Below are 14,721 nucleotides of genomic sequence, written 5' to 3'. Positions count from 1 at the left end.
TGGATAGTTGGTATTGGTTCCCTATTTGTCTTGTTTTATTTGTTTTATCTTTTGCTTTATTCACCCTTAACGACTGCTGTTAGTAACAAAGCTGCACAATTATCTGAAAAACAACAGACACTGACTTGGATGCAACAAGTTCATCAACAACCTAAAAAGCAAAAAATACAGCAGTCTATTAACAATGCCAAATTATTAACTCTAATTGGCAATCAATTGGGCACAGGCTCCTTACGGTTTTTCCCTATCAGCTACAACAAACTGGTGCAGGAGACATTCAATTATCGTATGAACTAGTCCCTTTTAACCACTTTTTATCCTGGTTGTGGACTCTCAATAATAATTATGCCATCGTACTTAAACAATTTAGTGCAGAACGAACCCCTACGGCTGGTGTAGTCAAATTACAGATTGTTATCACTGCAAAATAAACCACCCGCCCTTGTTTATAAAAGAGTTAACATTTCGCTAGCTTGAACGTTTATGGCTTGATTTTTTGGGCATTGCAGCAAAGTACAGAAAATCAAACCATCAGTGCCAAGAGTAGAAAGGTCTGCAGCCTCTAATAATCTTCATTAGCCTGAACTTTACTCCAACTCTGAATACCAGCACCTTGCTTCATGTCTTCTGGTAAATTACTTAATGCTTTTTGTGCATCCTCATAACTATTGTAACTACCGTATACTCCTTTGTAGTAAGTTTTGCCATTTTTATTGTATTTAATTTGTGCCATTCGATCATTCTTGGGTAATTTATAGAGCTTACCAGCTACCTGAGCAGCCCGTTCACCTTCAGCGACCTCAATGGTATATCCCCGGGGATTTTGGTTATTTACCCAATTTCTATCCATGTCTTTATGAGAAGTTGGTGAATGATAAGCTCCTACATAATAGGAGTCAGGCACAGTCACCTGCCCTCCAGTTGGCGATTGATAACTATAATCCACTCCCCCATTGTAACCTTGACGATAATAAGTATCAGTATAAACATACGGTTGGTAAGTGGTGTAATAACTACTTTGTTGGTAGTTGGCACAAGCGGTTAATGTAGTAACACAAAGACCCAGAGTCAACGAACGCAATTTCTTATTCATAGCACCTCTCCCTTTATCACTTATTCTGCAAGCGTCTTCATAGCAAAATAAGGCTTATTGTTATGGGATAAGTAAGCTTCATTTCCCTTTGGCCCACCTTCCACAGTCGTTTTATTCCAGTTACATTTCGTTAAAATGTGCTTCTGCACTACTCGAAGCATTATTTCCTCGTCTAAGCTAAAATAAACTCTACTACGGTATGTAGGTTTTACTCTTGTTATCTGCCGAATTTAAAAAACTTTAGCCTCTTGTGTTGTTTCAATTGATGCTATCGCATACAGTATGGAGTTTAGTATTTTTGGTAATTTGATATAGCAATATGTGGACTCACAGGCGTTCAGGACAAACTCATCAACGTGGTAACCAGGATCACCGGGATCCTTACGAAAGGGACCGTACGAGGGTGATTCATTGCCCTGCCTTTCGCCGTTTGCAACGAAAAACGCAAATTTTAGGTACTGATGAGGGTGACTTTCATCGTACGCGTTTAACACACTCTCTCGAAGTAGCCTCTATAGGCCGCAGTATCGTACGTAATCTATCTACTAATCACCAACAATCGATATTGCCAGGTTTACTTCCTAATGATGATTTGATTTCAGTCATTTGTTTACTGCATGACATTGGTCATCCGCCGTTCGGCCATGGTGGAGAGGTGGCTTTAAATTATATGATGCGTATGCACGGGGGATTTGAAGGTAATGGGCAGACCCTACGTTTATTAACCAAAGTAGAAAACAGCTATGGCATCTATGGGCTTGATTTAACTCGCCGAGCTTTGCTTGGTATACTCAAATACCCGGTTAATCGCTTAAAAGTAGTCGCAACGGAGCTACCTAACGTAGTCGAATCACTCCATAAAACCATTCGCATTAATGATTGGTTACCACCGAAAGCTTACTTTGATTGTGAGCAGCCTGAAATTGATTGGCTGCTATCGCCCTTCAGCGAAAATGATAAAGTCCTCTTTCAATCTTTGCAAAAGACTCCCCAGGCACAACAGCATGGGAAAGCTGCTTATCATAGTTTCGACTGTTCTATTATGGACATTGCTGATGACATTGCTTATGGTGTGCATGATCTGGAAGACGCCATTCATTTGCGTTTGATAAACCGAGAGCAGTTGGACAATACCGATTTCCGTCAACTTCTCGCGACAACCCAACTTAGTCCAAACTCTGAACAATTACTTGATTTTTTATTTAGCCAGGAACTTGATCAAAGGAAACAAGCCATCGGTGAAATGGTCAATTATTTTATCACCGCAACACAAATCACCATAACTAATGAGAGTTTTGAAAATAATTTGCTAAAGTATAATATTTGTTTATTACCTCAAGCTGCCGCCTTACTCAACTACCTGATGGGGTGTATTTATCTTCATGTTATTGACTCTCAGGAAGCCCGTACCTTTGAATACGGTGGTCAAACTGTCGTGCTACGATTATTTGAAGCCATTAGTTCTAATCCTGCCAGTTTGCTTGATAATAAAAATCGTGCATTATTTCATCAAGCAATTGATGAAATGGCTGCCTTTAGAGTAGTTTGTGATTATATTGCTAATATGACAGACGAATATGCTTATCGTATGCATGAGCGATTATTTGGCTTCAATACCCGCACTATTTTTGAGCGACTGTAAAATGTCTTATAGAGTAACATTCATTTTGTAACGCTAAATGAATGTTACTTACTCAATTTTTTAATTGTACTCGCCAACTCTTCCACATCGCCAGAATAATGATAATAAATTCGCTGGTGTCGACAATCAATAATACAAAGCTGTTCCTTAGGTTGATCCCCCAATTGTTTAAAGATCCAATAAATACCCTCAGAATCACTCCGCTGAATCTCTTGCAATAAATCAAGCATCTTTTCTTCTTCAATTTCCGAATGTGTGCAAAGCAACCCAGAAGATTGACTAGTTATTTTATAGGCGTAGTGCTTTTCTTTCATAATTTTCTCACTTAAAATACACGCTATTGGTCGCTTACTGGGATTTCTTTTGATATCGTTCTATGTACTTTTTCCTAACTCCTTGGCTTGCTTTAATTGGTCATCGCTTAATGTTTTCTCAAGCTCATCTTGATTTTTTGAGCATCATTAAAACCATTTCCCACAGCAGCAGTAAACCATGCATAGGCTTCAACTGGATCAGCTGTAACACCAATTCCGTCACGGTAAAAAACGCCTAACTTATATTGTGCTTTTCCAAAACCTTGCTCTGCAGATTTACGTATCCATGAAACTGCCTGCTCAATATTCTTAGTGACTCCATCACCATATAAATACATGTCACCTATATTAAACTGAGCATTGGGATTACCCTGATCAGCACTTTTTTGGTACCACAACGCCGCCTTTTGCAAATCAGCTGTTTGACCCCCTTTACCAGTATCATAGAAATACCCTACTTCCAATTGCGATTTCGCATGCCCCTGATCGGCAGCTTTTTGAAAATATTGAAATGCCTTATTCTCATCCTTTGGGACACCATCACCAAACTTATATAATAAACCAAGGTTATATAGTGCACTGGTATTACCTAGGTCAGCAGATTTTTCATACCATTTCGCTGCTTCAACGAAATCTTTTTCTACCCCAGCACCAGAATCATACATAAAACCTACCGCTAAGGCTGCATCGGAATTCCCTTGTACAGCTGATTTTTTATACCATGACATCGCCAGCTCATCATTTTGCGGCACACCATTCGCATATTGATACATATATCCTAAAGCATATTGGGCATCTGCATTATTTTGATCAGCCGCTTTTTGATACCAGCTAAGCGACTTGCGAAACCCTTCAGGTGTATTCTGATGCCAATAAAAACCAGCTAATAAAACTTGAGCGTCAACATTACCCTGATTTGCAGAGGAAAGTAATAATTGCTCAGCTTTTTCAGCATTAAAAGCAACGCCCTGACCGTTGTAATACATTTTACCTAGCAAATATTGGGCTTTAGCATCCCCTTTTGCGGCTTCATCAGAGAGAAGAAGAAATGCTTTCTCATAGTGTTGCTGATTAAACGCTGCTTCCCCTTCCTGAGTATCAGCGAAAATTGGAGTAGATAACAGACTAAGCAGGGAAAGTGATAAAACGTGTTTTCTCATGTCCATGGCAGAAACCTTGTGCAGAATCATTCCTGTTTATAGTATATAGCTGAATTAGCTAGCTTTTGCGAGTTCTCCGTTTACATTTTACAGCATAACGGCAGAGCATATGATAGACACTGACTCTAAGAAAAAAATGGAATCTAAATTCAAAAATCGACTAGCCAGAATGGCGTCCCCAAGGGGATTCGAACCCCTGTTACCGCCGTGAAAGGGCAGTGTCCTAGGCCTCTAGACGATGGGGACCCGGAACTTAACACACTTTAACTATGCCACTCAAGCCGAAAATGGCGTCCCCAAGGGGATTCGAACCCCTGTTACCGCCGTGAAAGGGCAGTGTCCTAGGCCTCTAGACGATGGGGACCTTGGGAACATGTCTCACCATCAACCAACGTTGATGATGGTGGAGCTAGGCGGGATCGAACCGCCGACCTCTTGCATGCCATGCAAGCGCTCTCCCAGCTGAGCTATAGCCCCAAAATAAGAATCGCAGTTTAATGAGGCACCTTAAAGCTGTCAAGCAATTTTTAATAAATTGATGTAAATCGTACCATCTGAAACGGGAGCGCTATTCTGAGCCAATTACATTGATACTGACTGAATGAAACTTAGTACTCTGTTTAAACAAACTTGTATTACTTCAGTGAATGACTTACAGACAACAGACGACAAATACCACTTAGTGAAGGCGTCATAAAACTGACACCCTCACTCACAATAAATTAAGCCTGGGCAGCTTCAGCACGCTTTTTAGCTGATTTTCTGTGCTGTTTCCAGTCACGATCTTTTGCAAAAACAAAACTAGCCGCTTCTTCAATAAAAAACTGATATCATCAATATTGGCCCAAGCACAATATGCATTGATCATCTCAAAAGTTTCACTGCTGATTTCAGCTTTGATTTTTTCTTTCTTTTGCACGCGAGTACCATTGATAATTGGCATTTTATCACCCCAAATGTTATTAAACGGAGTAGATATTAACAAATAAAATTATGCTTGCAAAGCCAGGTTTATCCTGCTTCCGATCTGGGTTTATTTCATAAAAGCAAATAAATTGACACAGCGCATATTATTAACTCAATCCTCATTATAAATTATAAAAAAGAATCTCAATTAGGTTGGGTAAGATACTTGATGCTGTTAACAGCATCAAGCAACACTGGCTCTCAATTAGGGAAGAATTGCTAATTAATTTTCATACTACTAATTAGTGGTTACAAAGGGTTTAGATATTTCAGGATAAAAAGTAGACCACATTCTATCGCAAAAAAAGAGGATATTTTTATGTTTATGTGCATGTGTTTTTAAATTACAATCATAAGGAAACCAAACAATATTCGCTAAAAACCAAATGCTGTCGCATCAATACCCGTGAGTTCCGTACCATGAAAATATTTCTTTTCACCGAGAACAGTTGCTAGTGCATCCAATGTTTTATATCCCATTTGTAATACTTCATCATAACTGTGTCGACCAGTACCTTGAAAATATAAAGCTTTCTGCATCTCTTTTCGTATAATTTTCGGCAAAAATAATTTTTAAAAACGGTAATTCCCCAAAAAAAGTATCTCGCAAATGGGGGCCATACTGCATCAACTTGCCAACGCATATAAAGCATGATCCAATATAACCGCTCAGAAAATACATCATCCAGCAGAGCTGATAACGCCTTTTGTTCCGTATTTAAATTTTTATCCAATACATCGCCAAATTTTCCCTTAAGATAATCAATAATTATTTCACTATCCGGAATTAATTTGTCGTCAATTTTAATAAAAGGTAATTTTCCCTTCGGACTTTTTCGTGGATCCCTGAGAAATCTAATTTCATAAGGAATTTCTGCCATACGCAAATAAGTTTCAATTTTCAAACAAAAAGGACTTGCATTAGGCAAACCCCAAATTCCAGGAAATTGGTATAAGGTAATCATGTTTATTTTATTCCTTTAGTAAACCGCTACTAACAATCCATTCAGCAGTAACCTGTCAATAGCATTCATCCTGAGTGTTACACACTCAACAGTAATCGATACACTTAAATCCCGACAGAATTATATTTGAATAGATAATAACTTGGTGACGACGATTATACTCACGATATAATTCACTGTGAACAGACTCAACAAGACCTATGAAAAACTTCGAGGTCGAGGCAAAATTTACTTTTAACGAAGAGAGCGGGTTTTGCGTAAGTCCTGATCAATAAGCACTGGAGTTAACGAGATGAATCAATGTCCCTGCGGTTTACCAACTGATTACTTAGCATGTTGCGGTTCCTATATAGAGAAGCAGGAAACCGCTAAAACACCTGAAGCATTAATGCGTTCTCGTTACACAGCATACAGTCAAGCCAAAATTGACTACATAAGGAAAACGATGCTTGGTAACCCCCTAGCAGGTTTTAATGACAGTGACACAACCCTATGGGCAAAACAGGTAAAATGGTTGGGTTTGCAAGTTATCACCAGTTATCAAGATCCTAATGACGAAAACATAGGTTTTGTAGAGTTTATTGCCAGCTATATGGAAAAAATACTATTAAAACCATTCATGAGCTAAGTCAATTTCAACGCCATAATGGCGTTTGGTTTTATACCGATGGCCTACCACCTAAAACGGGAAATCCATCTTAAAACAAAAATATCTCGCAATGAACCTTGCCCCTGTGGAAGTCAAAAATATAAAATTGCCATGCTCTTATAAAGGATTAACCACAGGAATTTCGGTCTATAAAGACAAAGAAAAAATCAATTATTTTTATTGGATTTTTATACTAAAAACCAAGTCTTTTTAAATAAAAACTCATGGTTATTTTTCAGTTGATTTAAGGGATTATCACCTTTAATTTTTACCTGGCGATTTAGCCTCATCCTCTTCACCAGAATCGCCTTTTCCTATCTGTTCCTGTTGCTCATCATCTGTCTCATTTCTACCTTCGCCCTCATCCTCTTTTTCATGAAAAAAGGCCTCTCTTCGTTGTTTAGGTGTCAGCGCCAGTTTTTTGACTTCTTGCTCATTCGCTTCTTGTTCTTTCTCGAATACAACAGTAAAACTGTTACGCAACGACTCGGAAGGTTTCAACATCTCCAAGTCCACCTCCGCGAGTAATCGGTCATCATTCTCGATTTGTTTATCAACCTCTTCCTGCCGTTTTTGCAGTTCCTGCCGCTCCCGCATAATTTTCACTCCGATAAGTAAAGCAGTTGCTGCAGTAATAACCGCGGCCAACACGGTTACAATTAAGATGGCTGCCACTGGAACCCCTATTCCGGGAATAAGAAAAGCTAATCCAGCAAAGGCAAGAGCAAAACCGGCAAAAGAAGCAGCGTAACCAGCTCCTTTCATCCATTTCTTTTCTGTTGACCATTGCTCGGCCAATAATTCCTGATTTGCAATAAACTGCTCAGCCTCAAATCCATCAATCTGTTTCTCTAGACGCTTTAATTCAACTAGAGTCTCTGCTGATATCTCACGATCACCTAGTTGTTTATTGTAAATTTCAGAATAAAGATTGGTACTCTCCTTGGCAAAATCTATCACTCCATAACCCAGAACAGCCGTGCCTACTACAAAGCCAGGTATTATTAATAGGGGGAAAGCGAGACCTAAAATTGTTGCAACAGCAACCAATAAAACACCTAATCCCATCCATCCCAGATCGGTAAAAATTTTTTTCGATTGTTTGCTTCCTCCAAATAAGACAATCGCAGATCAGCCAGCAAACGCATATTTTTTCAATTAATGCCAAAGAAGCGAGGTTCGCTAAATCTTGATAAGACTCTTTAATGAGTAACTCCTCAATCAGTCCTTTTTTATAGGCTTCAAAAGCGCTAGCTTTCTCCTGTGCTGCCAACCCTACTAATTTCTCCTGCCAATTTTTGTAATAGGGATGCTTTTTAAACCAAAGTGGCAAATTATCTAATAGGTCTTTGCTAGTTTTTAGCGTGGCATTACGCAGAACCCGATGGATATGATGGAAGAAACGGTAATCTTCCAACGCCTGGTCAAAATCACCCTCCAGAGCCAATTTCTCTTTTATGTTTGTCAACAAGTGGATTAATCTGTCCTGGTGCATGATAAACACTTCTTTGGAATCAGTATGCAATAGGCTTTTAATGCTTTGCCCAGCAATATCGAGGATTCTTTTTTGCAATTCTTGTGTCTGATCAGAATGATAATTCCCGCCTATATCCTCGGTAATGGCAACGAATTGATTATGAATAATCAGTGCTGCAGTTAACTCTTGTTTCAATGCTTGTTGATTAAATTGATGAATTTCTTCATTTAAATCTTGGACCATAGCAGTGCTCAAAAGAAGGTCGTTGTAGTGAAGTATAGCTAGAATTATTGAAGCAGAACATCTTGGTGAATTGAAATTAGTTACTCGATGCCTTGAAAAATAGACAGATACCACGAGAGAATAATTGTTTGCCTAACTACTCCAAGGAGATACGATGCCTGAATCAACATCATCCCTCAATGATTCCCCTTCTCCGAGCCTCGCTCCCAAAATGACTACAGAGTTTCAAGTGCCTAGCTTAAAAATATTAGCAGGAAAAGCAGTTAAATCACGCCATCTGTTCTTTAACTTACGTAATAACGAGTTGGATCCTGAAATCGTAACACAGCATATTCAACCAATAATCAACCAATTGATCGCAGAGCGTGAAAAACGTTATTTTCTCCAACTCGAGGAACGACAAGAAAAAATAGACGAGCTCAGTTCTGAGCTGAGACAACAAGGATGGTTCAGCAAATTACCAAGTTGGGCGCTCGGACTTGGCTTAACAGGATTACATATCGGGATCTATTTTATTCTGCAAGACGATGAGGATATTTCTAGCCAAACTAAATTGGCATTTATTTGCTCTGTCCCTGCTTCATTCTTTGTTGGATTGTGTGCGGGTGCCTATTGTCTACCAAGACCTTTAGCGTGGGCCATTGCCTACTTTCGCACACCGCGAATACCATCAAATCAAGTAATTGATCTAAATGAGGAAGCCAGTAAAGACTCCCTCACTCCTTAAATTACGATAATATTGCTATTCTGCACTAGCAGCGCGCACGCGAATACGCTGCAATGCTTGCTCCAAGCGCGTTAACGTGCGTTGTCTACCCAACAAGCTAAGCGTCATATCAATTGCCGGTGACATGCTGCTGCCAGTGACTGCAACACGCAAAGGCTGGGCTATCTTCCCTAAGTTAATATCAAATTCAGCGCTCACGTCATTGATACAGGTTTGTAAAGCATCTTTCTCCCAATCCTTTAACGCCTGTAAACGCAAATAGAGCTCTTCAAGCGGAGCCAAAACTACTGGACGAAGATGCTTCTTTACTGCTTCCTCATCATAATCAATACTATCTTGATAAAAATAATGGCTCTTCTCACAGATTTCTACCAAAGTTTTGCAACGTTCAGCTTGAATAGAGACTAAATCAACCAAATTCGGCCCCTGATTTAAATCCATACCTTGCTGAATAAAATGCCAACGCAAAGCCTCAGCAACCGTTTCTGCTGGATCATTTTTTGATAATGTTGATTTAACCAATAAAGTTTATCGTAATTAAAACTGGATACACCACGGCTAACGTTTTTTAAATCAAAGCTGGCAATCATTTCTGCGACACTAAAAATTTCCTGATCACCATATGACCACCCCAATCGGACCAAATAATTTAATAACGCGTGAGGTAAAATACCTAATTCTTTAAATTGCAAAACACTTACCGCGCCATGACGTTTTGATAAACGCTTGCCATCGTCACCAAGAATCATTGGTAAATGAGCAAAGACGGGTACTGGTGCATTTAAAGCCTTAAATAGATTAATTTGTCGCGGCGTATTGTTGATATGATCATCACCACGAATCACATGAGTAATTTGCATATCCCAATCATCAATTACTACAGCAAAATTGTAGGTAGGATTACCGTCGGAACGTACCAGAATCAAATCATCCAATTCATTATTATCAACATGAATATCACCATAAACTTGATCAGTAAAAGAGACAACGCCAGTTTGGGGATTCTTAAAGCGTAATACATAGCTTCCAGTAGCAGGTAAATTTTTATCACGGCAATGGCCGTCATAGCGTGGTTTTTCTTTGTTAGCGAGTTGCGTTTCTCGTAACGTTTCCAAGCGCTCTTTGCTACAAACACAGCAGTAGGCCTTATCTTCCTTCAATAACTGTTGTGCTATTTCTTGGTAACGAGCATACCGTTTCGTTTGGTAAAAGGGACCCTCGTTATAATCCAAACCTAACCATGCCATGCCATCCAGGATTGCTTGCACTGACTCCTGCGTTGAACGTTCTTGATCGGTGTCTTCGATACGCAGTATAAATTCACCCTGATGACGCCTGGCGTATAACCAGGAAAACAAAGCGGTACGTACACCACCTACATGTAAAAAACCGGTAGGGCTTGGGGCAAAGCGGGTTCTTACTACCATCCAGATGCTCCGTTGTAAGCAATTAAACAATCGCGCTATAATAGCCGACTTTACCAGTAACGCAAAACAAACAAATGCGCTCTATGTCTTTGCCTTTTACAGGAAAATCACTGTGCCCAACGTCTATCATTTGATTCACAACAGGTACTCTGCATGAAAAGACTCGGTATAAAATACCAATTGCGAATTACTACCCTGATACCCATCCTTTTGGTCGCCCTTCTGTTTGCAGTGTTTTACAACGGCCAATTTAACAAAGATTTAGAGTTACATATGTCGCGGCTTGGCGAAGCTTATATCCGCCAACTTTTACCAGCTGCTCAATTTGCCATGATGCGCAATGATAATAGAACCTTGCAGGGCTTAATTAATGCCTCCACAGTAAATCCCGAAATTAAAGCATTGGCTTTTTACGGTGCCCATGGCCAATTACTGGCCTATCGAGGGGGCAAACATTCTATTCACAAACCGTTTAAGCCACCGGAATTTACTGGTGACTATATCGAAAGAAAACAAATAAAACCCTATCTTATTAATTTTTTAGCGCCTGTGACTATTCCTAAATTTAATCTCTACTCAACTATTCCCTTTAAAATGTTCAGCAACCCCATCGCCCCGCAAGCGGACGATATTTTAGGATGGTTGTCCATCGACATTGATACTCAATCAGTGCTGATTAAACGTTATCAGATGTATATCATCACTATTTTTATTACTTTGCTGGGTTTATTGATTAGCTTGACGATTCATTATTTTCTATCAAAACGAATTTATCTTCCGATTTCCCGTTTACGCCGCAGCATGAAACAAATCCTCAGTAATGAATTTGAAACTCAGATCAAAGTATCAAGTTATCCCCTCGTGTGCCTTGGTCAGTCTCAGGCTCAATCTACAAAAACAAGTATTTAAATAACGTTACACGAACTTAATCACCATATTGAGACAGCCACTGCAGATTTACAACAAAGCCTGGAATTGCTCGAAGAAAAAAATATTCAATCATCGCTAGAGAAAAAGAAATTCGAAGAGAAAAGTCGACAACAATCTGAATTTATTGCCAATATGAGTCACGAAATTCGCACACCAATGAATGGCGTCATTGGTTTTACCAATGTGTTATTGGAAAGCAAGTTAGACAGCTTGCAATTAGATTATGTCAAAACAATTAAGTCTTCAGCACAAGATTTATTAGCCATTATCAATGACATTCTGGATTATTCAAAAATGGATGCGGGCAAATTGCATTTAGATTGCATCCCGCTCGATATCCGCGCTTGCATTGATGAAGTATTGGCATTAACTGCCCCTAATGCGCATAAGAAAGGAATCGATCTCATTCCCGCAACTGAAATTAATGTTCCCAAAACGGTTCTCGGCGATCCTTTACGCCTGAAGCAAATTATTAGCAACCTAATCAGTAACGCAGTAAAATTCACTGATCATGGTTATGTTCTTATTCGTACCTGTATTGAGCAGGAAAATGATAAAGATTATACCTTATGCTTATCAGTCACGGATACGGGCATTGGTATTTCCGCTGACGATCAAAGTAAATTGTTCCATGCCTTTAACCAGGCAGATACAACTATTACCCGTCGTTTTGGTGGTTCTGGCTTGGGATTGGTGATCTGCAAGAAACTTGCCGAGGCCATGCAAGGTCGTATTTCACTGACCAGCGAACCCAATAAAGGATCAACTTTTTCTGTGCGAGTAAAGCTGGAAAAATTAGCTGCCTATGAAGTTGAAAAACATCAAAGCCACCGTTTTGGCTACCTTAAAGTACTTTGTTATGATGACAATCCTTTATATTTAGAAGCAATGTGTAATGGTTTAGGTTCTTGGGGGGATTGAGTGTATTCGGATCAGTGCATTTAATCAGCTTGAAAAAGCATTTGCTGAACACAATGATTGTTCGTTAGCTTTTATTAATGTGAATGAGGGTTGCGAAAAGCAAGTTGCCCAGGTAATACGCAAACAATCCATCGCCTGTATTCTTGTCTCTAAATGGCTCATTCATGAACCTGAAGCACTTGGTGCGAAAGCCTTTTTATTCAAACCCATTAGTATTCAAAAATTGCATGACATCCTTGAATCCCTTATTAACCAAGTTACGCAAAGCTCAACAGCCAATCAGGAATTAGACCAATTACGTTCCCAACTTCGCCTTGCACGTCCTGATATTTTAATCGCCGAAGATAATCCCGTTAATCGCATGTTGCTCAATTCACTCTTAGGAGAGCATAGCAATATTGAAACAGTAGATAATGGTGAAGAAGCTGTTAAATCTTGTCAAGGTAAACGATACAATGTGATCTTACTTGATTTGCAAATGCCCAAACTGAATGGGCTGGATGCAGCACATCTCATCCGTCACAAATCCATGCTAAATAGACAGACGCCCATTATTGTGATTAGTGCAAATAGTACCGAACTCCATAGCGAAAAATTAAAAAAGGCTGGCGTTGATCTTTGTCTGCAAAAACCAATTGACGAAAATCAATTACTTAACCATCTATTACGAATTATAAAAAAGCAAAACCTTCCGCGATAGACTGGCAACTGTGTGTGCAAAAAGTATCCGGTAATAAAGCTTTAGCCGAGGAATTTCTTACTCGTTTTGTTGAAGAATTAAGAAAAAATCGCCAGGAATTTATTCAACTCATGCATGATAAAGATGTGAAAGGCCTGGAAAATGCCGCCCATAAATTGCATGGAGCTTGTTGCTTTTGCGGTGTTCCACACTTGCAAATACAAGTCACTCGTTTAGAAAAACAAGCCAAGCAAGTGAAAAAATAGACGAGTTAAAACCGACCTTTGCGGAACTTATTCAAAGCATTGATGAAGTTATTGATGAATTTGACAATTTGTATCAAGCCAGTCCCTCTAAGTGACTGTTTATCACGGAGAAATTATGTCGATTAAAAATGCAATCTATGCCCAGTCAGGTGGAGTAACAGCGGTTATTAACGCTTCAGCTTGTGGCGTTATTGAAACAGCACGTCTTCATTCTGATAAAATAGCCAAAGTCTTCGCTGCTCAAAATGGCATTATTGGCGCTCTCAATGAACAATTGATTTGATACCTCTTTAGAAAGTTCTGAAGATATTGCAAAACTGATGCATACTCCCTCAGGTGCTTTTGGTTCATGCCGTTATAAATTGAAAGATAATGGTGCCGAATATGAACGCCTGATTGATGTCTTTAAAGCACACGATATTGGCTATTTCTTTTATAATGGCGGTGGCGACTCCCAGGATACAGCGCATAAGATATCCAAATTAGGCAGCAGCATGGGCTATCCAATCACTTGTATCGGTATTCCAAAAACAGTGGATAATGATTTACCCTTCACCGATACCTGTCCCGGTTTTGGTTCAGTCGCAAAATATGTGGCCATTTCAACCATGGAAGCAGGTTTTGATGTCGCTTCAATGGCAGCGTCTTCCACTAAAGTTTTCATTCTCGAAGTGATGGGTCGTCATGCAGGATGGATCGCTGCTGCCAGTGGTTTAGCGGGCAAAAATACTCAGGAACCACCTCATATCATTCTATTTCCTGAAGTCCCTTTTATCCAGCAAACTTTCTTAAAGAAAGTGGACGACTGCGTAAAAAATATGGTTATTGTGTTGTAGTCGTTTCCGAGGGCATTCGCAATGAGGAAGGACAATTTTTAAGCGATGCCGGTTTACGTGATGCCTTTGGCCATGCACAGTTGGGTGGTGTTGCTCCAGTGATTGCGCAATTGGTAAAAGCTGAACTCGGTTATAAATACCATTGGGCAGTTGCTGACTATCTGCAACGTGCAGCACGTCATATTGCTTCTCAAGTCGATCTTGAGCAGGCTTATGCGCTAGGTAAAGCAGCTGTTGAATTAGCTTTAAGCGGTCATAACGCCATCATGCCCATTATTAAACGAGAACAAGATTCCCCCTACCGATGGTCCATTGACCATGTGCCTTTGGCGGATGTAGCCAACCAGGAGAAATCGATGCCGGCAGTAATTTATTGCAGCGGGATGGGTACTGGGTATTACTGATGCTTGCCGCCGTTATTTAGCG

Annotated in this window: 12 protein-coding genes, 3 tRNA genes and 4 pseudogenes; 7 read left to right on the top strand and 12 right to left on the bottom strand. The window is 39.7% G+C overall.

The window, feature by feature from the left end; all coding sequences use genetic code 11:
• Both gspM (BN58_RS29215) and gspM (BN58_RS38110) read left to right on the top strand, forming a co-directional pair.
• A partial coding sequence (gspM, locus tag BN58_RS29215) for a type II secretion system protein GspM (RefSeq protein ID WP_198009979.1) occupies window positions 1-297 on the top strand: 297 nt, incomplete at its 5' end.
• The gene (gene gspM / locus BN58_RS38110) at window positions 192-431 is read left to right on the top strand and encodes a type II secretion system protein GspM (protein WP_083852274.1); all 240 of its coding nucleotides are present in this window, start codon (window positions 192-194) and stop codon (window positions 429-431) included. The genes gspM (BN58_RS29215) and gspM (BN58_RS38110), both read left to right, overlap by 106 nt.
• Before the next feature lie 131 nt (window positions 432-562).
• Here gspM (BN58_RS38110) and BN58_RS19030 read toward each other — a convergent pair whose 3' ends face one another.
• A complete protein-coding gene (locus tag BN58_RS19030; protein ID WP_019218184.1) occupies window positions 563-1,093 on the bottom strand; it encodes an SPOR domain-containing protein in 531 nt (176 codons plus the stop codon).
• A 319-nt stretch (window positions 1,094-1,412) separates the two neighbouring features.
• Here BN58_RS19030 and BN58_RS19020 point away from each other — a divergent pair, with 319 nt between their 5' ends.
• Window positions 1,413-2,735 (top strand): anti-phage deoxyguanosine triphosphatase, encoded by a 1,323-nt coding sequence (locus BN58_RS19020; RefSeq protein ID WP_019218182.1) that lies wholly within the window; start codon window positions 1,413-1,415, stop codon window positions 2,733-2,735.
• A 44-nt stretch (window positions 2,736-2,779) separates the two neighbouring features.
• Here BN58_RS19020 and BN58_RS19015 read toward each other — a convergent pair whose 3' ends face one another.
• From BN58_RS19015 to BN58_RS27310, 8 genes are all read right to left on the bottom strand, one after another.
• Window positions 2,780-3,049: a hypothetical protein gene (locus tag BN58_RS19015; protein ID WP_019218181.1), complete on the bottom strand. Its 270-nt coding sequence runs from the start codon at window positions 3,047-3,049 to the stop codon at window positions 2,780-2,782.
• A 107-nt stretch (window positions 3,050-3,156) separates the two neighbouring features.
• Window positions 3,157-4,215: an SEL1-like repeat protein gene (locus BN58_RS27320; RefSeq protein ID WP_269570474.1), complete on the bottom strand. Its 1,059-nt coding sequence runs from the start codon at window positions 4,213-4,215 to the stop codon at window positions 3,157-3,159.
• 164 nt (window positions 4,216-4,379) lie between these two features.
• Window positions 4,380-4,455: transfer RNA gene (locus BN58_RS19005), tRNA-Glu, on the bottom strand.
• 42 nt (window positions 4,456-4,497) lie between these two features.
• Window positions 4,498-4,573: transfer RNA gene (locus BN58_RS19000), tRNA-Glu, on the bottom strand.
• A gap of 37 nt (window positions 4,574-4,610) precedes the next feature.
• A tRNA-Ala gene (locus BN58_RS18995) sits at window positions 4,611-4,686 on the bottom strand.
• A 235-nt stretch (window positions 4,687-4,921) separates the two neighbouring features.
• Window positions 4,922-5,128 (bottom strand): hypothetical protein, encoded by a 207-nt coding sequence (locus BN58_RS27315; protein ID WP_232220816.1) that lies wholly within the window; start codon window positions 5,126-5,128, stop codon window positions 4,922-4,924.
• A 422-nt stretch (window positions 5,129-5,550) separates the two neighbouring features.
• Window positions 5,551-5,655 carry a glutathione S-transferase C-terminal domain-containing protein gene (locus tag BN58_RS38105; protein WP_408605513.1) on the bottom strand — a complete coding sequence of 35 codons (105 nt, stop codon included), beginning with the start codon at window positions 5,653-5,655 and terminating at the stop codon, window positions 5,551-5,553.
• A complete protein-coding gene (locus tag BN58_RS27310) occupies window positions 5,628-6,140 on the bottom strand; it encodes a Tom37 metaxin N-terminal-like domain-containing protein (protein WP_051131964.1) in 513 nt (170 codons plus the stop codon). Before BN58_RS27310 ends, BN58_RS38105 begins: the two co-directional genes overlap by 28 nt.
• Before the next feature lie 292 nt (window positions 6,141-6,432).
• Between BN58_RS27310 and BN58_RS27305 the strand changes: the two are divergent.
• A pseudogene (locus BN58_RS27305) lies at window positions 6,433-6,842 on the top strand (YchJ family protein).
• A 208-nt stretch (window positions 6,843-7,050) separates the two neighbouring features.
• On the opposite strand, the gene BN58_RS18975 reads toward BN58_RS27305, so the two are convergent.
• Together BN58_RS18975 and BN58_RS35400 are read right to left on the bottom strand one after the other, a co-directional pair.
• A complete protein-coding gene (locus BN58_RS18975) occupies window positions 7,051-7,749 on the bottom strand; it encodes a phage holin family protein (RefSeq protein WP_019218178.1) in 699 nt (232 codons plus the stop codon).
• Entirely contained in the window at window positions 7,709-8,521 is an 813-nt protein-coding gene (locus BN58_RS35400) for a hypothetical protein (RefSeq protein WP_232220813.1), read from the bottom strand. Before BN58_RS35400 ends, BN58_RS18975 begins: the two co-directional genes overlap by 41 nt.
• Before the next feature lie 142 nt (window positions 8,522-8,663).
• Between BN58_RS35400 and BN58_RS18965 the strand changes: the two genes are divergently transcribed.
• Window positions 8,664-9,236, top strand: a complete 573-nt coding sequence (locus BN58_RS18965) for a hypothetical protein (protein ID WP_019218176.1) — start codon at window positions 8,664-8,666, stop codon at window positions 9,234-9,236.
• A 15-nt stretch (window positions 9,237-9,251) separates the two neighbouring features.
• Here the strand turns inward: BN58_RS18965 and gltX are convergent.
• A pseudogene (gene gltX / locus BN58_RS27300) lies at window positions 9,252-10,663 on the bottom strand (glutamate--tRNA ligase).
• A 153-nt stretch (window positions 10,664-10,816) separates the two neighbouring features.
• Here gltX and letS point away from each other — a divergent pair.
• Window positions 10,817-13,554, top strand: a pseudogene (letS, locus tag BN58_RS27295) (two-component system sensor histidine kinase LetS).
• A gap of 20 nt (window positions 13,555-13,574) precedes the next feature.
• A pseudogene (locus BN58_RS27290) lies at window positions 13,575-14,721 on the top strand (6-phosphofructokinase); the annotation flags it as partial.

This window comes from Legionella tunisiensis (genome assembly GCF_000308315.1).
GTDB lineage: Bacteria > Pseudomonadota > Gammaproteobacteria > Legionellales > Legionellaceae > Tatlockia > Tatlockia tunisiensis.
The sequence above is the reverse complement of the archived record's forward strand: the minus strand, read 5'-3'. Positions and strand labels throughout refer to the sequence as shown.